A 21,514-nucleotide genomic window follows, 5' to 3' on the forward strand; every position below is an offset into this window, starting at 1 on the left:
TGCTACCCCGCGATCCTTACGGTCGTGCTGGCTCCCCAGATCGCCAGGCTGAGGAAGAAGTCGAGGATGTTGATGGCGACGATGGACGTACGCACCGCCCGGCCCACGGCGACGCCGACTCCCGCCGGGCCTCCCTTCGCGTGGTAGCCGTAGTAGCAGTGCACAAGGATGATCACGACGGCGAAGACGATCACCTTGCCGAACGACCACAGCACGTCGGTGGGCGGAAGGTACTGGTGGAAGTAGTGGTCGTAGGTGCCGGTCGACTGGCCGTAGTAATCGGTGGTGATGGTCCGGGCCGCGAGGTAGGAGGAGAGCAGACCGACCACGTACAACGGGATCACCGCGATAAACCCGGCGATCATTCTGGTGGTGACCAGGAACGGCAGCGAGGGGATGCCCATCACTTCGAGGGCGTCGACCTCCTCGCTGATCCGCATCGCGCCGAGTTGGGCGGTGAATCCGGCGCCGACGGTGGCGGACAGGGCGAGGCCGGACACCAGCGGTGCGATCTCGCGGGTGTTGAAGTAGGCGGACAGGAACGCCATGAAGTTGGACGTACCCAGCTGGTTGAGTGCGGCGTACCCCTGGAGGCCGACCTCGGTGCCGGTGAAGAAGGCCAGGAACGCGATGACCCCGACGGTGCCGCCGACGACGGCCAGTGCTCCGCGGCCGAAGCTCACCTCGGCCAGCAGCCGCAGCACCTCCTTCTTGTAGCGGCGCAGCGTGCGGCCGGTCCAGGCCAGCGAGCGCCCGTAGAAGGACAGCTGTCCCCCGAGCTCCTCCAGGGAGCTGAGCGGGCGCGCGAGCAAACGATCGATGAGCGCCATCGCTATCCCCTCTGCGGAACGACTTGGAAGTAGACCGCGGTCATCACGAAGTTGGTCACGAAGAGCAACATGAAGGTGATGACCACGGACTGGTTCACCGCGTCGCCAACACCCTTCGGGCCGCCTTTGGCGGTCAGGCCCTTGTGCGCGGCGACGATCGCGGCGATGGCACCGAAGACCAGCGCCTTGAGTTCGGCCGCGTAGAGGTCGGGCAGCTGGGCGAGGGTCGTGAAGGAGGCCAGATACGCTCCGGGCGTGCCGTTCTGGAGGATCACGTTGAAGAAGTAGCCACCGGCCACCCCGACCACCGAGACCAGCCCGTTGAGCAGCACGGCGACGACCATGGAGGCCAGTACCCGGGGCACCACCAGCCGGTGGACCGGGTTGATGCCGAGTACTTCCATGGCGTCGATCTCCTCGCGGATCTTGCGAGCCCCGAGATCCGCGCAGATCGCGGAGCCGCCGGCCCCGGCGATGAGCAGTGCGGTCACGATCGGCGAAGCCTCCCGCAGGACCGCCAGTACCGAGGCGGCTCCGGCGAAGGACTGCGCGCCGAGCTGCCGGGTCAGGCTGCCGATCTGCAGGGCGATCACAGCGCCGAAGGGGATGGAGACCAGCGCGGTCGGCAGGATCGTGACGCTGGCGATGAACCAGGCCTGCTGGATGAACTCCCGTGCCTGGAAGGGCCGGCGCGGCAGTGCCCGGATGACGTCCAGCGCCAGTGCGAACAGGCTGCCCGCATGGCCGAGGCCGGCCTTTGGCGAAAGACTCACGCGCCTGCCACCTCCTGTGGATTCCGCTCAGGATGCAGCTGTGCCTCGTGTGCGGCGATCGCCTGCCAGCGGGGCGGGCGCGGGACGCCGGGGCTGGGCAGCAGGCGCGGGGTCACGCCCCCGCCGGACGCGCCCTTGCCGCCCTTCGGGCCGCGGTGGTGACCGGCGCCGAGCTCGGCCAGTTCCTGCTCGACCTGGACCGCGTCCTTCTCCTCGGCCATCCCGATCGGGCCCTGCATCCGGCCGTTGAGGAACTGGCCGACGACCGGTTCGTCACTGGCCAGCAGCTCCTCGCGGGGGCCGAACATCACCAGTTCGCGGCGGAACAGCAGCCCGATGTTGTCCGGCACCTGCCGGGCGGACGCGATGTCGTGGGTGACGATCAGGAACGTCGCGTCGATCTGTGCGTTCAGGTCCACGATCAGTTGGTTCAGATACGCCACCCGTACCGGGTCCAGGCCCGAGTCGGGCTCGTCGAACAGGATGATTTCCGGGTCGAGCACCAGCGCCCGCGCCAGCCCGGCCCGCTTGCGCATGCCTCCGGAGATCTCGCCGGGCAGTTTCTCCTCGGCGCCGATCAGGCCGACCATGTCCATCTTCTCGAGCACGATCCGCCTGACCTCGCTCTCCGGCTTGCGGGTGTGCTCCCGCAGCGGAAAAGCGATGTTGTCGTACAGGCTCATCGAGCCGAACAGGGCGCCGTCCTGGAAGAGCACGCCGAACAGCTTCCGTACTTCGTACAGGTCGTGCTCGCGGAGCCGCGTGATGTCCTGACCCGCGATCGTGATCGAACCGCGCTCCGGCTTCAGCAGGCCGACGAGCGTCTTCAGGAACACCGACTTGCCCGTACCCGAGGGGCCGAGCATGACCGATATCTCCCCGGCGGGCAGCGTCAGCGAGACGTCCTGCCAGATGACCTGGTGGCCGAAGGATTTCGTCAACCCTTCCACACAGATCTCGACACCCATCTACGACACCCTTCAGCCACGGACGAACGAGGGTGAGCAAGCCGGGTGCGCGGACTTTACGGGGGAGTGGGCCCGCACACCCGGCAGCTCATCTGCTCTACGGGGGCGGGCGGCGCGTCCGTCGCGGGAAAGGGAAGATTTTTTTGGCGAGGTTCTGCGGCGGAGTTCTCCGGTGGAGTTCTACGGCGCGGATCGTCGTGGGTTTTCAGCGCGGGGGCAGCGGTGCGTCGCTGGTGGGGAGGGGGTCTGTGCCCGGCGTCGGCAGAACGGACGGGGCCCGCGTGACCTGTGACGCGGAGGAAACCAGCGGTACCCGCGAAGGCGGCAGCTGCGGCAGAACGGACGCGACCCGCGGGATCGGCGGCACAGACGGCACGCTGGGTACGCTCGGTACCGGTGGAAGCCGCAGGGCGGGCGGCACCGGCAACGTCGGAAGCTGAACGTCCGGGCGTATCGACGGCGCGCCCGACGGCGCGTCCCCAGGGCCTGTCGGTCTCCCGGCGTCCCGCTCAGCGGCCGGAGGGGACGGAGCAGCCGACGCCGGAGGTATCGCCTCGTCGTGCTCCGGAGTGGCAGAGCCGACCGTCCGGGACGGCACGGACCGCGAAGTGGCGGGGCTGTCCGCGTCACCCCCGTAGGGAAGGGCCAGCCCGAGAACGGCCAGCGCCGCCGTGGTGGAAACCAGGGCGACCACCTGCGCGCTCCCGCCCGTCCGTGGCCGGCGGCCCCACACCCACACAGCGGCGGCCAGCGTGCCCGCGAGCGAGTTCCGCAACGTCCGCCGGGCCCGCGCGAGCAGTGACTCGACCGCCTGATAACTCAGACCCATCTCGCGGGCGACCTGTCCGACGTCCAAGTCCTCCGACTTGAGTCTCAGTGCCTCCGCCTGCCGGGCGGGCAGCTCCACGCTCTGCCTCGCCAGCCACCTGGCCTCGGCGCGATCACACACCGCTTCCTCGACAGGGACCGGGCCGGGGGCCAGCGTCGAACGGCTCCGCACCTCAGCCTCCCGGTTGACCTGCCGGTACCGGTCGACACACAGGCGCATCGTCACCGTCGTCAGCCACGCGCCCAGCCGGTCCCCGTCGACGTGCCGGTTCTCCACGGCGCGGAGCATCGCCTCGTGTACGGCGTCCTCGGCGTCCTCGATACTCATCGACCGGCGGCGCGCCACCTTCAGCAGCTGCTCACGGTGGCTCCACATGCGCTGCCATCGCTCGTCCGAGCTGCCATCCGGTCCGTCCGAATGCGCGCGATGCATATCCGTCGACATGAGGGCCCCTTCGCGGTGTCAAGATCAGAACCCGAGCCCCCTAATCACCCCGCTCGATACCGGGCGGAGATCATAAGGGTCTCTGGCGGGTGCCGACATTACCGCCGGGTACACCTGCTGGGGAGGGGGCAGCCGGTGCGAATCGGGCCCGGACCCCGGGCGGCCGGAATCCGGCGGCGCGACACGCACGCAGCGAACCCGAGTCGGGTCCCGTGTCCTGGCTGCCCTTCCGCAGCCACACGGTGCTCGCCTGCTTCGCCGAGGTGCCCGCAGGTTCGGCTGGGCGGACCGGGACCCGCGTCCCAGCCTGCGCCGTGAGGGTCGCCGGCTGCTCGGGACGGGAACGGCGGCCACCCACGTCCTCTGCTGCCGCGCGGACCGCCCAGCCCGGAAGGCAAACCGCTGCTGCCGAAAGACACCGCAGACGCCTTCCGAGCCTTCGCCCGCGACCTGGCCGCCAGCCGCCACCCGCGCACAGCGAGAACGCCGACCCGGTCCGGATGATCGAGGCAACCGATCTGCCACGCCCGGTGAAGTGTTCCCCGAGCCGAGCGGGAACGACCCGTATCTAGGCGTCAGACGGCTCGCATGAGTTCTGCGCGGCCGAACAGGAGGGCGTAGCCGGGGGGCAGTTGGGCCAGGATGCGGTCGAGGAGGTTCGGGCCGGCTAGGTCGGCGACGATGGTCAGGACGGCGCCGGTGTCCCAACGAGCGGTGGCGGGACTGCCGCCGGTGCGGACGGCAAGGTCGCTGACGAAGCCCCATCCGTCACAGGGTTCGAGAAGGGGGATCTGGGCCGTGAGGGTGAGTGCAGCCTCGACGGGGAGGCGGGCGGCGAGGTCGACACGTTCGTCGCCGGTGAGCTGCTGTCCGAGAACCTTCAGGACTGCATGCAGGGTTTGTTCGGCCCGCTGCTGAGTGGAGTACGCGCCTTCATACCTGATCCGCTCCAGCATCTGCTCGAACGTCATGCCTGGCATGGCAGGGGCCGGCATTGGTTCCGGTTCCGGGTGGTGAAACATCAGTAGTTACCTTTCTCGTCCTGGGGCGTTCTCGGTGTGGACGCCCGTTGCTGCGGGTAACGGCCGTGGTGGTCGTGCAAGGAAGCCGGCGGGCCGCCCCATACCCGAGGTCCTCAGGTGTGCTGGGGGCGGCCGAGCAGCAGGTTGTGGTAGGCGGGCAGCTGCAGCAGCACACGGGCGGTGAGGTCCTCGCCCGCTGCATCGGCGCTCACGCTCAGCACTGCGCTGACGTCCCAGGCCGCTGTTTGCTCCGTGGAGCCCTCGATCCAGGCCGCAGTGGCCCGCACGAACCGCTCGGGAGAAATGGTTCGGCTGCCTGCAAGGGATTGAGCAGGATCACAGCGAATGTTTCCGGGAGTCGGGCGGCCAGATCGGCCCGAACATCACCGGCCAGGTGCGCGCCCAGCCGAGCCGGAACGGTACGTGCTGCCTGTTCGACTTTCTGCGGGTGCGGTACTCGCCGCAATCCTGGACCTGGTCGAGGAACGCTTCCCATCACATGACCACCACAGCCCCCTTCGCAAGGGTGCGGGTGCGGCTACGCGGTGCGGAGGACCGGACAGGGGGCGATTCGCGTCCCGTCCTCCGCGCCGCGGTCCGTCGGCTGGAATCCGGTCAGCTGCTGATCTGCTGATGGGTGGTCTGGCCGCCGATGGAGATCTTGCGAGGCTTGGCGCGCTCGGCGATCGGGATGCGCAGGGTCAGGACACCCGCGTCGTAGTCCGCCTGGATGTGCTCGGTGTCCAGGGTGTCGGCGAGCATCACCTGGCGGGAGAAGACGCCCAGCGGCCGCTCGGAGAGCTCCACCTGTACGTCGGCCTTCTTCGCGACGGGGCGGCGCTCGGCCCGCACGGTGAGCATGTTCCGCTCGACGTCGATGTCGATCGCGTCCTTCTCCGCGCCAGGCAGGTCAAAGGCGATGACGTACTCGTCGCCGGCACGGTAGGCGTCCATCGGCATGGCTGCCGGCTTCGACCAGGTCCCGGACGTTCCCGTCAGCTGCTGGACGATTCGGTCCATCTCGCGGAACGGGTCAGTGCGCATCAACATCGCGAAACACCTCCAGTTGGTTCAGGCAGAAACTGCCAATGCGCTTCAACGTGCTTCCGTTGTAACATGTCATCCAAACGATGACAAGAACGATGTCATCAGAAGGGTGACATTCGCGAGAGGAACGTTCATGACCGTCCCCGATCAGCCCAGCTACCCCTCTTCCCTTCTAGCAGCCGCGACCGCCCTGGACGTGATCAACGAAGCCGTCCACACTGCTCAGACCCCTCAGCCCGGGCAGTCGCCGCAGACCGGGGACGCCAGTGTCGGGCACGCCCTGGCTGCCCTGCTATTGCTGCGCGAGCTGCGCAACCAGCTCGCCGGATGGGAACCATCCCTCATTGAAGCGGCACGTGATGCGGGCGCCAGCTGGGCCGAACTCGCCCACCCTCTCGGCGTCGCCAGCCGCCAGGCAGCCGAGCGGCGCTACCTGCGCGTACGCCCCGGAACCCCCGGAACCACCGGCGAAGAACGCGTACAAGCCACCCGCAACCGCCGTGCGGCGGACCGCACTGTCACCTCCTGGGCCCGGGACAACGCAGCCGAGCTGCGCCAACTCGCCGGACAGATCACCACCCTCACCGACCTGCCCGCCCGTGCCCGCACTCCCCTCGCTCAACTCGTCGCCGCCCTCGCGCACAACGACGCCACCCACCTCCTCGACCCGCTCACAGCTGCGTGCACCTACCTCCAGCCCAAACACCCCGACCTCGCCACCCGCATCCACAGCATCACCCGCCGCACCGACCAACTCCGCCGCGACAGCAACGACAGCAACGACCACCACTGACCTGATCTCCCATCTTCCCGGTCATACTTGCCCGGCTGTCCGAGTTCAACAGGGGGAGCAGTCATGCCGGGCCCGAAGGTCCGGGAGCCCCATTGCGGGGCCAGCAAGAAGGTAATGGGGGAGCCTCACCCTGCGGGAGGACGTCCGAGGTCAGGCGCGTGGTGTGCGGCCGGTTCGCGCTGCCCCGTGCGCGTCGGCCCCCGGTCCGGCTGACTGACGCGTACCTCCGGCTGGTGGTGTTCCCCGAGCGTCTCGGTTCGCGTTCTGCTCAGCTGAGAGCAGCCTCAGCAACCATTCGAAAGTGGGACGTCACCATGCCGATCATCATCGTCCTTGACTACCCGGGCGTAACACAGGCTCAGTACGAGCAGGTCACCAACAACCCGACCGGCGGACGTGGCGAACTCAAGAAACGGTCCGACTGGCGGTGCCCGGCTTGATGTCCCACTCCGCCGGGCCCAGCCCCACTGTGTGGTTCGTAATGGACGTCTGAGAGTCCGAAGAGGTGATCGTCCGCTCGACGACATCGCGCTGCTGCTTGTACTGATCCTTGTCGAAGCCAGCAGTGCTGATCCCGAGGTGCCATGCCGGGGCTGCACGGCAGTTCGCGCCGCAGTGGATATGTTGCCGGGTCGGGCGGCTGGGTAGGCGAACTACTAGTGTTGGCAAATCAGGGAGAGGGAGCAAGATGGCCGATTTACCAGGCGCCCGCCGTCCGAGCGATGGGCCGCAGCGCATTCTTGGTAACCGGTACCGTCTGGACCGGCAACTGGGCGCCGGCGGCACCGCCGACGTCTTCCAGGGAACGGATCTGCGGCTGCGGCGCCAGGTGGCAGTCAAGATGTTCCGCCCCGGTTCCAGCGCAGTGACGGCCGAACGCTTCTGCACCGAGGCGACGTTACTCGGCGGCCTCCACCACCCTTCACTCGTCACGGTCTACGACGCCAACCACCAGGACGGCGCCCCCTACGTGGTCATGCAACTCGTCCAGGGCACCACGTTGCGCCAGCACATCAGCTGTATAGGCCCTATGACAGCGCCCCAAGTCGCCCAGCTCGGCGCCCACCTGGCCTCCGCCCTGGCCCACGTACACGCGGCAGGAATAGTCCACCGCGACATCAAACCCTCCAACATCCTCCTCAACACCGACAACACCCCCTACCTCGCCGACTTCGGGATATCCCGCCTCACGGACGAGCCCACCCGCACAGAACCAGGCACCCTCGTCGGCACGCTCGCCTACATGGCACCCGAACAGGTCCGTGGCGACGGCTCCGCACCTGCCTCCGACGTCTACGCTCTCGGTCTGGTCCTGCTCGAAGCACTCAAAGGCAAGAAGGAATATTGGGGGGCTCCCCCAGAGGCTGGAATGCCCCGCCTCTTGCGTCCCCCGGACATCACACCAGACCGCGTGCCCGTTGGGCTGGGGCTCATCATCAAGGCCATGATGGATGCGGACGCCGCCTCGCGACCCGACGCCAACCACTGCGCCGAACTTCTCCGCGCCGCTACCGAAGCGGGCGCCCTGACTGCAACAACTACAGCTGACCTTGATGTCCGCACGGCTACCGGACAGGGCGTCGTCAGCCTCTCTTCCTCCGCCGCTCCCCCGTCGCCCATCCCCCGCAAGGGAAGACCACGCCGCGTTCTGTCCGTGGGTCTGGCTGCCATCCTCCTGACCGGCGCTGGAGCGGCCTGGACCCTATCGGCCCTCGACGACAGCGCCTCCCCGGACACCAGGCGCGGACCCGATCCGGCGTCGGCTTCCCTGTCCTCCGGCCAGGCGACAACTCCTCCTTCCACGCCGACAGGCGCTCCGGCACACGCGTCCCCGGCCACGTCCACACCCGCCCCGCTGCCAGACCCCCGGGCCGACGCCATCACCCCTACCACCCGGACTGCGGGGGCCGGCGACGACGGCCAGAACCCCGGGGAAGAGCACGGAAAGGGCAAGGAGAAGCCTCACGGCAAACCCAGCAAAACGCCGAAGGAGGCACCCGACAGCACTACGGGGGCGGAACTCTGACGGCCCCCTCTCTGTCAGCCTTGGGTGAGACGTCCCGCTCTGCGGAGTTAGCCTGAGAGGGCACGACAGGAGAATCGCCCCGTATGCCAAGCACCGAGCCTGTCGGGTCTGACCCGGCGCCGAGGCCGAAGCGTCGTACCTTCACCTCGGAGTACACACTGCGGATCGTCGCCGAGTACGATGCCGCGCCCGGGAACGAGAAGGGCGCGGTCCTGCGCCGGGAACGCCTGCACCACTCGCATGTCAAGGAATGGCGGGCCGCCCGGGACGCCGGAGCCCTGGAAGGCCTGGTCGACCGCCGGACGAGTCCGGCGCGTGCGAAGAAGTCCGCCGCGGAGGTGGAGCACGAGAAGCTGCGGCAGCAGGTCGAGCAGCTGCGAAGTGCCTGGCCCGGAACAAGGCCGCACTCGAGGTGATGAGAAAAACCTCCGCGCTCTTGGAAATGATCTCCGAGAGCGCGGACTGAAGCACGCCGCCGACCCAGTGATGGAGACCGCATGACCTGCGGCTGTCAGCTGGCCGTCGACGGCCCGATAAACGCCCCCCTCGCATAGAGTGACGACCACGACGCAGCGCGCGCCCACAACAGGGGGCACGGTCTCCTGCGCCCCCGCGACATCGAGGCACGGCCGACGCAACCCCGGCCCGCCCGAAATTCCAGAGCTGCACTCCGGGGGATGCCCCGGCAAGGGCGGGCCACCCTACTTGGCTTCGAGCACGCTTACAGACGGCTACCGCTGCGTACCTTCTGGCAGCGGCAGCTTGCGGCCCTCCGCAGGGTGACCCGGGCGGGGCGGCGACTTCTTCTAGTGCTTCAAGGCGTCCTTCGCCTTCTGGCCAGCCTGCGCTGCGTCTCCCTTGGCCTGCTCTGCCTTGCCCTTGACCACAAGGCTCTCGTTGCCGACAGCCTTGCCGGTCTCCTCCTTGACCTTCCCCTTCGCCGCCTTGGTGGTGTGCTTGATCTTCTTTCCAGCACCCATGGTTTCCTCCTGCACCATCTATTCTGCGGTCATTCCTCGTATCACCACTTTCCTCGTATTCACACACAATCCTGACCAACGAGATCCCTGGCAGCTCGGTTCCGCTTCGGATGCTGCTCGTGCTTCTACGCCCGGGTCACCCCGACGCCATGGCCGGCGCGCGGAGCGAGAGCCGGCGGTCGCTCATCCTTCGTCCTCTTCGTAGTACTCCTCTTCGTCGTCTTCGTCGTCTTCAACGTCCCGATCGTCTTCCTCTTCGTCCTCGTACTCGTCGTCGGCTTCTTCGCCCTCGTCTTCGTCTTCGTACTCGTCTTCCGGCTCTTGCTCCTCGTCCTCGTACTCGTCCTCGGCCTGATCGCTCTCAGCCGCTTCCTCTTCCTCGATCGCCTCTTCGTGGGTGCGGACGACCTCGCCGTCGCGGATCTCACCGCGCCAGCCCTCCGCCTCATCGTCGGTAAGGGATACGTGCCGCTGGAAGTTCTTGAAGTCCAGACGCATACGGCGGCCCTGGGCTCGCCAGATGTTCCCGGTCTTCTCAAAGAATCCCGAGGGGTAGTACTCGACCACGAGGACGACGCGGGTGAGAGTCGGGGCCAGTTCGTGGAAGCTCACCGCCCCGTGGGTGGCGCCCTTGGCACCTTCGGACGTCCAGACGATTCGTTCGTCGGGTACCTGCTCCTGGACAGTCGCTTTCCAGCTGCGGGTCGAGGGCCCGACCTTGACCTTCCAGTCGGTGGTCACTTCGTCGCCCTGCGAGACACTGCGCACGCCTTTGGTGAATTCGCTGAACTCCTCGTACTGCGTCCAATGGTCGTACACAGTCCGCACGGGCATACCGATGTCGAGGGTCTCGACGATGTTGATGACCTTCTTTCCGGCCTTGCGGCCGGATTTGCCCCCGCCTCCGAAGGTCTCACTCACCTTGCCAACGACGTTGTCCTTGACGCTCTTCGCCTTCTCACCGACGAGCGCCTTGAGCGGTGAGTCGCCCTGCAGGACGCGAGCGCCCACCTTGGGCAGGGCTCCGCCGTTCTCCACGACATCGTCGAGTTGGTCGGTGAGGTCGGATACCTTGTCGCCTGCCTTCTCCACCAGGTGTTCCAGCTGGGCGCCGAGGTAGTTGACGGCTTCTTCCCGCAGTCGGTCGATACCTGAGACCTCGGGGGGCTCCTGTTTCGTCCTGGCCATGATCTACCTCCGCCGAGTGGACCGCGTGGATGTCTTGGCTGCGGCGGTCTTGCTCGATGAGGCCCTCTTGGCCGAGGCCTTCTTCGCCGGGCCCTTCTTGGCCGGGGCCTTCTTCGCCGGTGCTGCCGTCTTCTTTCTCGTGCCCTTGGATGCTGCGGTTTTGGACGGGGCGGAGCGGGCCGTCGACCGTTTGGCGGGGGGCGCCTTCTTTGCCGGGGCCTTCTTTGCCGGGGCCTTCTTTGCCGGGGCCTTCTTCGCCCCTGAAGTTGCCTTCTTCGCTGGTGTGGCCTTCTTCGCCGGCTTACGCGCGGCCGGGGACTTCTTCGACGCGGCCTGCGGGGCGGTGGAACGTCGGCGAGGACGGTCCTCGTCAGCCTTGGGACCGGCGCGGCGTCGTCGGGTCGGCCGCTCGCTGCGCGGTTCCTCCTCGGCCTCGGTTTCGTCCTCTTCCGGTTCCTCCTCGTCCAGGCCTTGCTCCTCTTCGTCCTCTTCCGCCTCCTCATCCTGCGGCTCGTAGTCCTCCTCCTCGTCGTACGGCTCCTCCTCTTCCTCTTCCTCCTCGTCCTGGGGCTTCGGTTTGCCGATGTTGAGGCTGCGTTCTCTCAGTGTGTCCGCGAACTCCCCGATACGGCGGTCGGCCGCGGCCGCCACCGCGTGCTTACCGGCTTCGAGCAATTCTCCCCGGACCTGTTCGTTCAGCTCCGCCACCTGCGGCACCTCGCCGAGTCGACGGAGCCCCTCGGTGGCGAGCTGACGCGGATCGAGCCCGAACCGGCGGCCCGCGAGATAGGTCGCAACGGCGAACGCTAGCCGCCCCTTCTTTGCACGTCCGAGCACGTAACCGCCAGCGACGGCGGCCGCGAGGGCGACTTTGGCGGTGTCTTTCATGAGGTCATTCCTTCCGGGCCCAGTGCCCCTTCGGCCGGAGGGGCACAACACGGAGGTGCCTTACGCACAACACGGAGGGGTCTGACGCCAAACCCGGAACGGCCGGGAACCACGGCGAACTGCGCCCACAAGCGACCCGACCAGTTGCCACCCGAGCGACTATGTGCCGCCTCGATTGCATGGCACCGCACGAAAATCCGCAGGCGGCGCACACCGTACGGCCGCGAGCACCCTCCGCGCGGTTTCCGCACTGGCGCTCCGTACCACCAGTTTGGCTCAACGCGGACGTAGGCGCATGCGGGGCGGCCAACCTCACGGGCGCCGGCCCACCGTCCCACCGCCGAGGCGGTCCAGAGGCGGAGGGACGGCGTGTGCGTCCCCGTGCTCGGATCCAGCAGATGACGCGGCAGAGCGTCTTAGATCCTCACCTCGACGAGCACAAACCGCCTGATATTATGATAAAAGCTGCGCCGACAGCAGCCCAGTACACGCAGCACGTCAGAAGTACGTCTCCGAGTCCGGAGAGGGAACATGGCCGCAGCGAAGGACAGTGGCAGTGGCGCCCGGAAATCTACGTCTGGTTCCAGACGTACGTCCGCGGCCCGCACAAGCGAGGGCAGCCGCAGGTCCAGCGAGGTACGGCGCCCACACCGTCGGGTCTCGGCACCGAAAGCCATGCGCTACGCGGCCGGGCAGCTGTCGGAACTCTTGGGTCGCGAGCCGGAATCCGTGTCGGCGCTGAAGCCCACCGAGGACGGCTGGGAGGCAGACGTGGAGGTGGTTGAACTGGAACGCATCCCCGATACGACCAGTGTGATGGCCAGCTACCGGGTGACCCTCGACGAGGATGGCGAGCTCGTCGGGTACGAGCGGCTCCGCCGCTACACCCGTGGGCAGATCGATCGGCGTATGTGAGGGCCCAGCGGCCGACGGGCAGACGGTCACCCCCGTCACAGCCGCGGGCCGGCGAAGGGAGTCACCGTGACTGTGGTGCCGCAGAGCACAGCAGGTGTTTCCAGGAGCGGGAACACCGGAAATCTCTATGACGTTCTCGAACTGATCCTGGACCGCGGCCTGGTCATCGACGTCTTCGTCCGCGTGTCCCTGGTCGGCATCGAAATCCTCAAGATCGACATTCGGATCGTCGTCGCCAGCGTCGACACCTATCTGCGCTTCGCCGAGGCGTGCAACCGTCTCGACCTGGAATCCGGAAACAAACAACCGGCCCAGCTCACCGACGTGGTCGGAGAAATCACCGAAGACGGAGCACGGGGCAAGAGCAAGGGTGCGCTCAGCGGCGCCGTCGAGGCCGTCACCGACTCCCTCAAGGGGGGGCGCGAAGAGGACGACGAGGACAAGGAGCCCGCGCCGAGACGCAAGAGGCCCACCCGGCGGCCCACCCGGCGACGGGAGGAATGACATGGCCGTGTACGTCTACTCCATCACCGCCGCCACCCACCCCAAGCCGCTGGACGGTCTCACAGGTGTCGGCGATCCTCCGGCTCAGCTGCGCTCGGTGGGAGCCGGTCCGCTCAGCGCCATCGTGAGCAACGCGCCCGATGGCCTGCGGCCCAAACGCCGCGACCTCGCCGCCCACCAAGCCGTCCAGGAACGACTCATGGCTGGCGGCACGGTCCTTCCGCTGCGCTTCGGCCTCACCGCCCCGGACGACGACTCTGTGCGGTCGGCGCTCGAGGAGCGGCGCGAGGAGTACGGGCAACGCCTGACGGAGTTGGAAGGTTGTGCCGAGTACCACCTCAGAGCAGCCATCGACGAAGATGTGCTGCTACGTCAGATCCTCGCGGAATCGCCCGAAGCCCAGCGGCTCAACGACGCCATCAAGGCCGGTGACACCAGCCCCGACCTGCCACTGGCCCTCGGCGAACTCGTCCACCAAGAGGTCCAGGCCCGCCACCAGGCTCTGGCGGCCGGAATCACCGAGGCATTGAGCCCGTACGCCCGCCAGGAGCGATCTTCCGATCCGACCGGAGACGACTTCCTGAACATCTCCTTCCTGGTTGACCAGCAACACCAGAAGCAGTTTCTCGCCGCTGAGAAGGGGATCACCAACGAACTGGGCGACGAGTTCGACTTCCGCATGCACGGCCCGCTGCCCGTCTACAGCTTCGTGTGAAGGAGGGAATCCTCGTGGGCCTGCTCACTCAGATCCTGACCCTTCCCCTGGCACCCGTTCGCGGCACCATCTGGGTCATGGAACGCGTCGTTGAAGTCGCCGAGGACGAGTACTACGATCCTGCGCCCATCGAACGGGAACTCGCCGAACTGGAGAAGGCGCTCCTCGCCGGAGAGATCGACGAGGAAACCTTCGACCGTCGCGAGGACGAGCTCCTCGACCGCCTCGACGAGATCAGAGCCCACCGGAACAGCACGGAGAGCTGACCAGCATCGCCGAGCACCCGCTGTCAGCCCGACAGAAGGAGGCCGACAAGCCGTGACAGATCCCATCGCCAACCGGCTTGGCTCCTTTCCTTCCCGGTCCGCCCCGCCCTACGGCCAGTCCTCGTCCAGCCTCGCCGACATACTGGAACGCGTCCTGGACAAGGGAATCGTCATCGCCGGCGACATCCAGATCAACCTTCTCGACATCGAATTGCTCACGATCAAGCTGCGCTTGCTGATCGCCTCGGTCGACAAGGCCAAGGAGATGGGCATCGACTGGTGGGAGCATGATCCCTCGCTCTCCTCCCGTGCCGAGCGCGCGCCCTCGCTCGAGGCCGAGAACCGGCGTCTTCGCGAGGAGATCGAATCGCTACGTTCCGGCACCGCGGCCCTGACCACGGGTGAGGACACGAACGAGCGCCCCGCCGCCCGCCGCGCAGGGCGCAACAAGAGGGCGGCGCCCCGCTCCCGGCCTGCCGCGGGAGGTGAGGAATGACCGAGCCGGTCACGTACACATATGCCGTGGCCAGGAATGCCGGTGGCTTGGCGGACACGCTGCGCGGGGTCGTCGGCGTGGCCGGATCTCCCGTGCACCTCGTGGAGGCGATGCCTGGCGGAGAAGTGGTGGCCGTTGTCAGTCCCGTGCCCGAGGAGGACTTCGAGGAAGGCGCGCTTCGTCGGCATCTCGAAGACCTTGCGTGGCTGGAGGGCCTCGCCCGCGCGCACCATAACGTGGTCGAGGCGATCGCGGCCTGCACCACCGTCCTCCCCCTGCGCCTGGCGACGGTGTACCTCGACGACCATCGGGTCCGCAGCATGCTCGACGACCGGCAGGCCGTGTTCGACGAGCAGTTGTCGCACCTGGCCGATCACATGGAGTGGGGCGTCAAGCTCTATGTCGACCCACCGACGACGCCCTCACCTCCTCCCGACCCGGAGCCCAGTTCCGGGCGCGCCTACCTGCATCAGAAACGGGCACAACGGGACTCACGACAGGACGCCTACCAGACGGCTGAGCGGGCTGCCGAACGGATCGAAACGGCTGCCCGCGCCTATGCCGTCGACCGTGTACGCCACAGGCCGCAGGAAGGCCAGCTCGCCGTCGGCCCGGGCGTGAATGTCGCCAACGACGCCTACCTCGTACCTCTGGACCGCACCGAGCCATTCCGCACCGCTGTCCGGCACGCGACCGACGGCCTGACCGGTGTCCATGTCGAAGTCACCGGTCCATGGGCCCCGTACTCCTTCACGACCTACCAGGCACAGGAGACGGCACCGTGACCACACCCGATGCCATGCAGGCACGATCCGCAGCGCCGATGCCCCAACGGCAGGTAGCACTCATCGATCTGCTGGACCGGTTGCTCAGCGACGGCGTGGTCCTCACCGGAGACATCGTCCTGTCCATCGCGGACATCGACCTCGTCCGCGTCTCACTCAGGGCGCTCATCGTGTCCATCAGCGAACAGAACCCCGCCCCCTGGAACGCCGGGGCGCCCCCACGGCGAGACGCCCATGACCGATGACAGCCGCCGGCCCGCGAACCGCCTCGACGAAGTCGCCGACGCGGCAACCCGCGCGTTCCAGCTGCTGCCGACAACCCCGCGGAACAACCCGTTCCCGGCCACGCATGCATCCACCGGGGCACCGCACAGGATCACCACCGACGAAGAAACGGTCGAGCGGGACCTGATGAAACTCGTCCTGACCATCGTCGAACTCCTCCGCCAACTCATGGAGCGCCAGGCCCTCCACCGCGTCGATGTCGGCGACCTCACGGACGAACAGGAAGAGCGGCTGGGAGCAACGCTCATGGCCCTGCACAACCGCATGTCCGAGCTCTGCACCCGTTACGGCCTGACCATGGAAGACCTCAACCTGGACCTCGGCCCCCTCGGCACCCTGCTTCCGCCCTCTGGGCAGACGTGACCGGTGCGCACCTGCTTCCTCCTGGGCAGTAAGGGGCTGAACCCACGACGCCAAGCATGCCCGCGGCCGGGCACCGGGCGCCGCTGGGCGGGCGGCCACAGGCGGTGCAAGGCACGATGGAAGAACACCACAATGCCGCTCGGACTCCCGGTATCCCCCGCCCATGCCGGCCACTCGGCAGTCCTGATCAGCCCGCTCTATCGGAGGGCCCACGATGTCTCCCCAACTCTTGGTCGAGCCTCTGAGCATCTACCTGAACGATCACCTGACCGGCGCCTTCGGCGGCGCTGCGCTCGCCCACCGCATGGCCGACACCCACGCCGACAGTGGCCGCGCCGCCGAGCTCCGACGACTGGCCCGCGATGTCGAGGAGGACCGGGACGACCTCATCCGGCTCATGAACCGCCTCGGCGTGCCCGTACGCCGCTACCGCACCTGGCTCGGCCTCGCGGGTGAGCGGCTCGGCCGTCTCAAGCCCAACGGGACCCTGATACGCCGCTCACCGCTGAGCGACCTGATCGAGCTGGAAATGATGCGCACCGGCGTCGAGGGCAAGATCGCGGTGTGGCGGGCGCTGCGCTCCCTTGCCGACGAAGACGACCGCCTGAACCCGGAAGAGCTGGACCGCCTCGCGGAGCGGGCCCGAGAACAGGCCGACACTCTCAACGAATGGCATCAGGCGATCAGCGCCATCGTCCTCGGCCCCGGGGACACTCCGGCCGGTGGTGCGGACCATGGTTCTCCGACAACCGTGTGGCCCTGATACCGGGCGGTGGCCTCGGCGACGGCGCGGTCGTGCGCTGGATACGTGCGCATCCGGCTGGGCGCCGCTCGGCAGGGCCCCGTCCGGTGCCGGCCGTGCGGATTTCCCGATCTCGCGGCCGCACGACAAACCACGCGAGACATCGGTATTTCCGCATATCAGCACAGAATCTGGGCACTCGCTTCCCAGAGAGGTGAACGCAATGCTTGCTCTTCTATTCGTCCTGCTCATCGTCGTCGTCCTCTTCGGCGTCGGATTCGCCGTCCACGTGCTGTGGTGGATCGCGCTGGCCGCATTGGTCCTGTGGCTGATCGGCTTCCTGGTCCGCAGCGGCTCCGGTTCCGGCAGGGCCCGCTGGTACCGCTGGTGACAGCCCAGCGACCGTCCGCGCCCACACTGAGTGCATGGCGGGTCGCTGACACGGCTGGAGCCCTCCGTGATGGTCTGGGCGCTGCTGCTGATCCTGCTGGCGATCGCGCTCGGCGATCTCGGCGCGGTCGCTCACGGACTGTTCCACCTGCTGTCATCGAAGTGCTGGTTGCCGCTCTCGTCCTGTCCGTCGCCCGCTTCCGGCATGGTGGTTGGCGCGCTGTGCGCTGATCCTGTGCTCGGGCCGCCGTCGGCGTGGTCACCTGCCGCGGAACGCTCGCGGTGCCGTCCCGGTCCCGCCGCCGCGTCAGCCGGCCAAGGCCGCCGCTCGCAGCTCGTGCGAGGTCGACCGGGACATGCGAGCGCGAGGTCACCGATACTGCGGCTTCCGGGAGCCGCAGGTCGCTATGGCGCGGGGACCGATGGCGTTTGCGTCGCCAAGGCCTCAAGGTTCTGACCGTCACTCGGAGGTGGGTGTCGAGGCCGAACGGAGGCGGTGGGTGAGCAGGAGGACGGTGGTGGCCGACGATGGTGATGAGCTGGGCGGCCGCGCTGAGTTTCTTGTCGTACGACCAGATGGGTTCGTACATGTCGGGCAATGGTCCGAGCCCACCGACATCGACGTAGCGGTACAGCAAGAGGGCGGCGAGCCCGCCTGCGGCGACGAGCCACGCGAAGATGTCGGCGGGCGGGCGCCGCCAGGCAAGGACGAGCAGGGCGGCCAATGAAGCAAGGCCCGCCTCGACTCGGAACAAGGCGCCTTGGCTGATGGTCGCCGTCACAGCGTCGTACTGGTCGGCGAGTTTCGCGTGGACGTAGGCGTCGGCGACCAGGCCCGCTGCGGCGGCGATCCGGCAGGCGCCCCGCAGTGCGGCGGGCACCGCCGGGCATGGTGACAGTCGTCATGGCTGGTCCTCATTGGTCGGATCCGGCGGCCCGAGTGTGCCAAGGGTGCATCAGCCAACGGTGAGCTTGCCCTTCATGTACCGGTGGATGTTGCAGATGTAGTCGTAGGTTCCGGCGGTCGCGGGGGCTTTGAAGGTCGCGGTCCTGCCGCCGGCGATGGTGCCGGTGTCGAAGGCTTTGGATCCGGTGGCCGTGGCGGTGTGGGCGGTCTGGTCCTCGTTCTTGACGGTGACGACTGTGCCCGGGGCGACGGTCAGCGATGCCGGGCTGAACGAGAAGTCCTTGATGACGATCTGTGCCGCTCCGCCTGCGGGCTGGGAAGCCGGCGCGCTGGTGGACGGTGATCTGCCACTGGAACTGGAGCAGGCGGTGAGCGCCAGTAGCGCGCACGCGGCGCCGGCGACAGCCGTGCGTGCCCGCTGGTGATGTACTCGGATCGCGGTCATACGCAGGCCCAGCCTTTCGGGAGAAGCGGAGGGTGTGGGGGCGAAGAGGTCAGCAGCCTCGTCCGGGCACGACCGGCCCCGGATGAGTCCGCTGCGAGATGGGCGGGTACCTCGGTCTTGGTACCAGGTGAAGGGCGACACCCGATGGTTGGCGCGCCGCTACACCGTCAGGTGGTGGTCCCGGCTTGTCGACGGTCCGGAAGTCGTCAGGGAGGGGGTACTGGCCCAGGACGAAGTTCAGGATCGCCGCGTTCCTGGCCCCGACGGCGGCGGCGCTGATGCCGACCGGGCTGGTGACGTCGTAGGCCACGAATAGGCAGGTCTGCGCAGCCTGGTCCTCCAGGCCGCACAGGGCACGTGCGGCCACGCCGATGCCGGTGGCCTTGCCAAGGGCAGCTGTGATGTCGGCTTGATTGGGCAGCGGCACGCCAGTGACGGCGGGTGACCGGCACCGGTCAGTACCGCGTTCCACGCCCTGGGAATGTCGGCGTGCTGAGCCCTCGCGGTGGCGAGGAGAGTCGCCACCGCGGGGGGCACGGCGCCGAGCTTGCCGGCGGCGGCCTCGGCCGGCCACCTGCCGCCTGCGGCGTCCGGCGCTGCAACATCGCCAGAACACGCCCACTCCCCGCGATGGCCTCATGGAGGAAGGATTGTCAGGACGTAGGTGGAGCAGGTGACGTCGTCGTGTCCCTCGGGCAGCGTCTCCCAGTGCTCCCACTCCTGGCCTGTCCACACGCTTGCCGCCCCACCATCGTGCCGCCCCGCAACCGTCCCACCCGTGCAATCTGACACCGCAAGAAGCCCGCGCCCACAGTGCCAACTGAACTGCACACATGCCAACTGAAGTGCTCGGCCGGGTTGTCGTCAGTCGCTCTTCCAGTCGCGGATCTCCAGATGGGTGATGACGGCATCGGGTTGCAGGCGACCGGTGTCGACCAGCCACGCCTTCACCGCGGCCGCCAGATCACCGCCGGCTGCGTCGACCTTGTCCTGCCATTGCGTTGCGTCGAAGCCGCCGGAGCCCTGGCCCGCGCCCAGGCTCTTGCCATAAGCCCGTTCCTCGGTACCGTCGCGCCGCTGCACCACCCCGCGGCGCAGGCCCGGCGAGTCCTGGCGGTCGCCGGCGTGGAAGGTGGACCACCCCGCAGCCGGGCCGGGAGCGAACTCGTCGTTCCCCCGGCCCGCAAGGCGGCCAAGGGCCACGCATGGGCCTCCGTAAGTATCGGGGAGGACTTGTGACCCCACACCGGCCGGCGCACCCCGCAGCGCCGGCACCCGGCCAGCCACCGCGTTCGCACCTTGTGAGAGTGCGGGTCAGGGTACGGGTGCGGGCGCGGGATGCGCAGTGAGATGGGTTTCGAGCTGTGGGGTCGTGTCGGCGCGCACCATGCTGCGGCAGTTTCCGCGGTCCTTCAGCCGCATGGCCGGGCGTTCCACCAGGTGCCAGGAGGCGACCGCTGCGATCAGCGTGCCGCCCAGGGCAAGTGCCAGGTAGGCGACGAAGCCCCAGCGTGCGCCACCGAGCGCGGTGAGGGCTTGTTCCACGACGAAGCCGTAGATGTAAATGCCGTACGAGTAGTCGTGGTTGCGGCCTATTCGCTGGAACGGCTTCGGCAGCCGGATGGCCAGCCACAGCAGTAGATAGGCGAAGGCCGGAACCGCTAGGGCGAAGAAGTAGCCGTAGCGAAGGGTGACGAGAAGTGCTGCGGCGGCAAGTACGCCGAGCGGGTCGCTGATCGGGACTCGCTCCTTGTACAGCTCGATCAACGCGCCCAGAGCGAAGGCGGAGCCCAGGTAGACCACCCAGTCCACGTCGAGGACGCCCATCAGCGGAACGTCGAAGAGCCCGCCGTGCTTCGCGGCGGGGGCTCCGGAAATGTACCGGTTCCCGATCGCGTCGCTCAGGACGAGCCAGCCGAGGAGCACGGTCACCGCAAGGACGGCGCGTCGGGCGCGGGTCAGGGATCCGGTAAGGGCGAGCAGCGCCACCCCGAGGTAGCACAACACCTCGTACTTGAGCGACCACAGGGACCCGTCGAAGGCGTCGTTGAAGGCAAGGCCTTTGGCATGGGCTGTTTCCATGACGCCAGAGATGCCCCATTGATCGATGCCGATGGCCCAGTTCGCCCGCAGGTAGGCGAGGGGTCCATGGGGGTGATGCCAGAAGCCGGCGGTGCTGTCGTGCTGGCGCCAGTACAGGAGTGGGGCCACGACAAGAGCGGTAACAACGAGGCAGACCCACAGGCCTGGCAGCAGTCGAAGCGCGCGGTGCCACAGAAAGCGCCCGACGGGGAGCCGATTTCCACTGCGCGTTATCAGGAGGCCTGACAGGACGAAGAATCCGAACACAGCCATGGATCCGAGGTCGATCTGTCCGCCGGAGAATGCGTAACCGAACTCGCGGTCTCCGAATCCCAGGATTCGCGCGTGGGAGACAACCACGGCGAAAGCCAGCAGCAGCCGCAGCAGGCCCAGGCTGTTGTTGCGGCCGGAGAAGAGGTCGGAGACTGTGCCCCGCGACCGAACAAAACGTGACAAAAGGGCGTCATGATGGCGCATTGTGCTCCTTGCCGAACGGCTACCCAGGGGCCTGCGTGGTGAAGGGGCCGCGCCGTGACGACGGTGCGTCGGCTGCGGGTCCTCGCTTGTGGAGGATCGGGTGTTACTGGTCGCCACCTACTGGCGGACAGACCTGACAATGCGGCAGTTCGGCCGTTGCTCGGGGCTCGAAGAGTCCCCAGACCGCGTCATCGACCACGTCGCGTCGCTTCTGGCGATGCTGATCCAGGACGGAACTCTCGCGCCCACTTGGGATCGCACAATCGCCGCGTCTGCGAAGGCACGAGGCGTGGGACCCGGCCGGGGGTCCGCTGTCGGCTCGGCACGGCGGCCGCCCGCGTTGCCCGCGTTGCC

General features: G+C 67.7%; 27 protein-coding genes and 2 pseudogenes. 16 read left to right on the forward strand and 13 right to left on the reverse strand.

Annotation, left to right across the window (positions count from 1 at the left end):
* Window positions 1-2: 2 nt before the first annotated feature.
* The 7 genes and pseudogenes from AC07DC_RS31880 to AC07DC_RS31910 all read right to left on the reverse strand — a co-directional run bounded on the left by AC07DC_RS31880 (window position 3) and on the right by AC07DC_RS31910 (window position 5,916).
* Window positions 3-830 carry an MlaE family ABC transporter permease gene (locus AC07DC_RS31880; RefSeq protein ID WP_478917955.1) on the reverse strand — a complete coding sequence of 276 codons (828 nt, stop codon included), beginning with the start codon at window positions 828-830 and terminating at the stop codon, window positions 3-5.
* A 2-nt stretch (window positions 831-832) separates the two neighbouring features.
* On the reverse strand, window positions 833-1,603 hold the full coding sequence (locus AC07DC_RS31885; protein WP_478917956.1) for an MlaE family ABC transporter permease: 771 nt from the start codon (window positions 1,601-1,603) through the stop codon (window positions 833-835).
* A complete protein-coding gene (locus AC07DC_RS31890) occupies window positions 1,600-2,571 on the reverse strand; it encodes an ABC transporter ATP-binding protein (protein WP_478917957.1) in 972 nt (323 codons plus the stop codon). The genes AC07DC_RS31885 and AC07DC_RS31890 overlap by 4 nt, the downstream gene beginning before the upstream one ends.
* Before the next feature lie 205 nt (window positions 2,572-2,776).
* Window positions 2,777-3,844, reverse strand: a complete 1,068-nt coding sequence (locus AC07DC_RS31895) for an RNA polymerase sigma factor (RefSeq protein WP_478917958.1) — start codon at window positions 3,842-3,844, stop codon at window positions 2,777-2,779.
* Window positions 3,845-4,419: 575 nt separating this feature from the next.
* A complete protein-coding gene (locus AC07DC_RS31900) occupies window positions 4,420-4,815 on the reverse strand; it encodes a DUF2267 domain-containing protein (RefSeq protein ID WP_478917959.1) in 396 nt (131 codons plus the stop codon).
* Between the two features lie 164 nt (window positions 4,816-4,979).
* Window positions 4,980-5,361 (reverse strand): annotated as a pseudogene (locus tag AC07DC_RS31905) (DUF2267 domain-containing protein); the annotation flags it as partial.
* Between the two features lie 120 nt (window positions 5,362-5,481).
* A complete protein-coding gene (locus tag AC07DC_RS31910) occupies window positions 5,482-5,916 on the reverse strand; it encodes an Hsp20/alpha crystallin family protein (protein ID WP_478917960.1) in 435 nt (144 codons plus the stop codon).
* A gap of 130 nt (window positions 5,917-6,046) precedes the next feature.
* Between AC07DC_RS31910 and AC07DC_RS31915 the strand changes: the two genes are divergently transcribed.
* The 4 genes from AC07DC_RS31915 to AC07DC_RS31930 all read left to right on the forward strand — a co-directional run bounded on the left by AC07DC_RS31915 (window position 6,047) and on the right by AC07DC_RS31930 (window position 9,148).
* On the forward strand, window positions 6,047-6,706 hold the full coding sequence (locus tag AC07DC_RS31915) for a type III effector protein (RefSeq protein WP_478917961.1): 660 nt from the start codon (window positions 6,047-6,049) through the stop codon (window positions 6,704-6,706).
* A gap of 314 nt (window positions 6,707-7,020) precedes the next feature.
* The gene (locus tag AC07DC_RS31920; protein WP_478917962.1) at window positions 7,021-7,146 is read left to right on the forward strand and encodes a hypothetical protein; all 126 of its coding nucleotides are present in this window, start codon (window positions 7,021-7,023) and stop codon (window positions 7,144-7,146) included.
* Window positions 7,147-7,394: 248 nt separating this feature from the next.
* A complete protein-coding gene (locus AC07DC_RS31925) occupies window positions 7,395-8,732 on the forward strand; it encodes a serine/threonine-protein kinase (RefSeq protein WP_478917963.1) in 1,338 nt (445 codons plus the stop codon).
* An 83-nt stretch (window positions 8,733-8,815) separates the two neighbouring features.
* On the forward strand, window positions 8,816-9,148 hold the full coding sequence (locus AC07DC_RS31930; protein WP_478917964.1) for a transposase: 333 nt from the start codon (window positions 8,816-8,818) through the stop codon (window positions 9,146-9,148).
* A gap of 390 nt (window positions 9,149-9,538) precedes the next feature.
* Here the strand turns inward: AC07DC_RS31930 and AC07DC_RS31935 are convergent, their stop codons facing one another.
* From AC07DC_RS31935 to AC07DC_RS31945, 3 genes are all read right to left on the reverse strand, one after another.
* Window positions 9,539-9,712 (reverse strand): CsbD family protein, encoded by a 174-nt coding sequence (locus AC07DC_RS31935; protein ID WP_478918000.1) that lies wholly within the window; start codon window positions 9,710-9,712, stop codon window positions 9,539-9,541.
* A 183-nt stretch (window positions 9,713-9,895) separates the two neighbouring features.
* The gene (locus AC07DC_RS31940; protein WP_478917965.1) at window positions 9,896-10,900 is read right to left on the reverse strand and encodes an SRPBCC family protein; all 1,005 of its coding nucleotides are present in this window, start codon (window positions 10,898-10,900) and stop codon (window positions 9,896-9,898) included.
* A 3-nt stretch (window positions 10,901-10,903) separates the two neighbouring features.
* Window positions 10,904-11,788 (reverse strand): histone protein, encoded by an 885-nt coding sequence (locus tag AC07DC_RS31945; protein ID WP_478917966.1) that lies wholly within the window; start codon window positions 11,786-11,788, stop codon window positions 10,904-10,906.
* 531 nt (window positions 11,789-12,319) lie between these two features.
* Between AC07DC_RS31945 and AC07DC_RS31950 the strand changes: the two genes are divergently transcribed.
* The 11 genes from AC07DC_RS31950 (at window position 12,320) to AC07DC_RS32000 (ending at window position 17,977) form a co-directional block, all read left to right on the forward strand.
* Window positions 12,320-12,703 (forward strand): gas vesicle protein GvpO, encoded by a 384-nt coding sequence (locus tag AC07DC_RS31950; protein WP_478917967.1) that lies wholly within the window; start codon window positions 12,320-12,322, stop codon window positions 12,701-12,703.
* A gap of 66 nt (window positions 12,704-12,769) precedes the next feature.
* Window positions 12,770-13,207 carry a gas vesicle structural protein GvpA gene (locus AC07DC_RS31955; RefSeq protein WP_478917968.1) on the forward strand — a complete coding sequence of 146 codons (438 nt, stop codon included), beginning with the start codon at window positions 12,770-12,772 and terminating at the stop codon, window positions 13,205-13,207.
* 1 nt (window position 13,208) lies between these two features.
* On the forward strand, window positions 13,209-13,922 hold the full coding sequence (locus AC07DC_RS31960) for a GvpL/GvpF family gas vesicle protein (RefSeq protein WP_478917969.1): 714 nt from the start codon (window positions 13,209-13,211) through the stop codon (window positions 13,920-13,922).
* A gap of 14 nt (window positions 13,923-13,936) precedes the next feature.
* Complete coding sequence (locus AC07DC_RS31965; protein ID WP_478917970.1) at window positions 13,937-14,188, forward strand: gas vesicle protein GvpG; 252 nt, start codon at window positions 13,937-13,939, stop codon at window positions 14,186-14,188.
* 52 nt (window positions 14,189-14,240) lie between these two features.
* Window positions 14,241-14,684 carry a gas vesicle protein gene (locus tag AC07DC_RS31970; protein WP_478917971.1) on the forward strand — a complete coding sequence of 148 codons (444 nt, stop codon included), beginning with the start codon at window positions 14,241-14,243 and terminating at the stop codon, window positions 14,682-14,684.
* A complete protein-coding gene (locus AC07DC_RS31975) occupies window positions 14,681-15,469 on the forward strand; it encodes a GvpL/GvpF family gas vesicle protein (RefSeq protein WP_478917972.1) in 789 nt (262 codons plus the stop codon). Before AC07DC_RS31970 ends, AC07DC_RS31975 begins: the two co-directional genes overlap by 4 nt.
* A 14-nt stretch (window positions 15,470-15,483) precedes the next feature.
* Window positions 15,484-15,714 (forward strand): gas vesicle protein, encoded by a 231-nt coding sequence (locus AC07DC_RS31980; protein ID WP_478918001.1) that lies wholly within the window; start codon window positions 15,484-15,486, stop codon window positions 15,712-15,714.
* The gene (locus AC07DC_RS31985) at window positions 15,704-16,117 is read left to right on the forward strand and encodes a gas vesicle protein K (protein WP_478917973.1); all 414 of its coding nucleotides are present in this window, start codon (window positions 15,704-15,706) and stop codon (window positions 16,115-16,117) included. Before AC07DC_RS31980 ends, AC07DC_RS31985 begins: the two co-directional genes overlap by 11 nt.
* 214 nt (window positions 16,118-16,331) lie before the next feature.
* A complete protein-coding gene (locus AC07DC_RS31990) occupies window positions 16,332-16,880 on the forward strand; it encodes a hypothetical protein (protein ID WP_478917974.1) in 549 nt (182 codons plus the stop codon).
* A 202-nt stretch (window positions 16,881-17,082) separates the two neighbouring features.
* Window positions 17,083-17,250: a hydrophobic protein gene (locus AC07DC_RS31995; protein ID WP_478917975.1), complete on the forward strand. Its 168-nt coding sequence runs from the start codon at window positions 17,083-17,085 to the stop codon at window positions 17,248-17,250.
* A gap of 517 nt (window positions 17,251-17,767) precedes the next feature.
* On the forward strand, window positions 17,768-17,977 hold the full coding sequence (locus tag AC07DC_RS32000) for a hypothetical protein (RefSeq protein WP_478917976.1): 210 nt from the start codon (window positions 17,768-17,770) through the stop codon (window positions 17,975-17,977).
* A gap of 228 nt (window positions 17,978-18,205) precedes the next feature.
* Here the strand turns inward: AC07DC_RS32000 and AC07DC_RS32005 are convergent, their stop codons facing one another.
* From AC07DC_RS32005 to AC07DC_RS32015, 3 genes are all read right to left on the reverse strand, one after another.
* Window positions 18,206-18,601, reverse strand: coding sequence for a cupredoxin domain-containing protein (locus tag AC07DC_RS32005; protein ID WP_478917977.1), 396 nt, complete (start codon window positions 18,599-18,601; stop codon window positions 18,206-18,208).
* A gap of 864 nt (window positions 18,602-19,465) precedes the next feature.
* Window positions 19,466-19,804 (reverse strand): hypothetical protein, encoded by a 339-nt coding sequence (locus AC07DC_RS32010; RefSeq protein WP_478917978.1) that lies wholly within the window; start codon window positions 19,802-19,804, stop codon window positions 19,466-19,468.
* A 111-nt stretch (window positions 19,805-19,915) separates the two neighbouring features.
* Window positions 19,916-21,160 (reverse strand): acyltransferase family protein, encoded by a 1,245-nt coding sequence (locus AC07DC_RS32015; protein WP_478917979.1) that lies wholly within the window; start codon window positions 21,158-21,160, stop codon window positions 19,916-19,918.
* An 88-nt stretch (window positions 21,161-21,248) separates the two neighbouring features.
* On the opposite strand from AC07DC_RS32015, the pseudogene AC07DC_RS32020 reads away from it, so the two are divergent.
* A pseudogene (locus AC07DC_RS32020) lies at window positions 21,249-21,440 on the forward strand (IS5/IS1182 family transposase); the annotation flags it as partial.
* Window positions 21,441-21,514 lie beyond the last annotated feature (74 nt).

Source organism: Streptomyces sp. NPDC045021 (assembly GCF_056432645.1).

Bases quoted from the DNA above. Each gene is read 5' to 3' on its own strand.
- AC07DC_RS31880 (WP_478917955.1), bottom strand. From the start codon at position 830: ATGGCGCTCATCGATCGTTTGCTCGCGCGCCCGCTCAGCTCCCTGGAG.
- AC07DC_RS31890 (WP_478917957.1), bottom strand. From the start codon at position 2,571: ATGGGTGTCGAGATCTGTGTGGAAGGGTTGACGAAATCCTTCGGCCAC.
- AC07DC_RS31895 (WP_478917958.1), bottom strand. From the start codon at position 3,844: ATGTCGACGGATATGCATCGCGCGCATTCGGACGGACCGGATGGCAGC.
- AC07DC_RS31900 (WP_478917959.1), bottom strand. From the start codon at position 4,815: ATGACGTTCGAGCAGATGCTGGAGCGGATCAGGTATGAAGGCGCGTAC.
- AC07DC_RS31910 (WP_478917960.1), bottom strand. From the start codon at position 5,916: ATGTTGATGCGCACTGACCCGTTCCGCGAGATGGACCGAATCGTCCAG.
- AC07DC_RS31915 (WP_478917961.1), top strand. From the start codon at position 6,047: ATGACCGTCCCCGATCAGCCCAGCTACCCCTCTTCCCTTCTAGCAGCC.
- AC07DC_RS31920 (WP_478917962.1), top strand. From the start codon at position 7,021: ATGCCGATCATCATCGTCCTTGACTACCCGGGCGTAACACAGGCTCAG.
- AC07DC_RS31925 (WP_478917963.1), top strand. From the start codon at position 7,395: ATGGCCGATTTACCAGGCGCCCGCCGTCCGAGCGATGGGCCGCAGCGC.
- AC07DC_RS31930 (WP_478917964.1), top strand. From the start codon at position 8,816: ATGCCAAGCACCGAGCCTGTCGGGTCTGACCCGGCGCCGAGGCCGAAG.
- AC07DC_RS31935 (WP_478918000.1), bottom strand. From the start codon at position 9,712: ATGGGTGCTGGAAAGAAGATCAAGCACACCACCAAGGCGGCGAAGGGG.
- AC07DC_RS31940 (WP_478917965.1), bottom strand. From the start codon at position 10,900: ATGGCCAGGACGAAACAGGAGCCCCCCGAGGTCTCAGGTATCGACCGA.
- AC07DC_RS31945 (WP_478917966.1), bottom strand. From the start codon at position 11,788: ATGAAAGACACCGCCAAAGTCGCCCTCGCGGCCGCCGTCGCTGGCGGT.
- AC07DC_RS31950 (WP_478917967.1), top strand. From the start codon at position 12,320: ATGGCCGCAGCGAAGGACAGTGGCAGTGGCGCCCGGAAATCTACGTCT.
- AC07DC_RS31960 (WP_478917969.1), top strand. From the start codon at position 13,209: ATGGCCGTGTACGTCTACTCCATCACCGCCGCCACCCACCCCAAGCCG.
- AC07DC_RS31975 (WP_478917972.1), top strand. From the start codon at position 14,681: ATGACCGAGCCGGTCACGTACACATATGCCGTGGCCAGGAATGCCGGT.
- AC07DC_RS31980 (WP_478918001.1), top strand. From the start codon at position 15,484: ATGCAGGCACGATCCGCAGCGCCGATGCCCCAACGGCAGGTAGCACTC.
- AC07DC_RS31985 (WP_478917973.1), top strand. From the start codon at position 15,704: ATGACCGATGACAGCCGCCGGCCCGCGAACCGCCTCGACGAAGTCGCC.
- AC07DC_RS31990 (WP_478917974.1), top strand. From the start codon at position 16,332: ATGTCTCCCCAACTCTTGGTCGAGCCTCTGAGCATCTACCTGAACGAT.
- AC07DC_RS31995 (WP_478917975.1), top strand. From the start codon at position 17,083: ATGCTTGCTCTTCTATTCGTCCTGCTCATCGTCGTCGTCCTCTTCGGC.
- AC07DC_RS32005 (WP_478917977.1), bottom strand. From the start codon at position 18,601: ATGACCGCGATCCGAGTACATCACCAGCGGGCACGCACGGCTGTCGCC.
- AC07DC_RS32015 (WP_478917979.1), bottom strand. From the start codon at position 21,160: ATGCGCCATCATGACGCCCTTTTGTCACGTTTTGTTCGGTCGCGGGGC.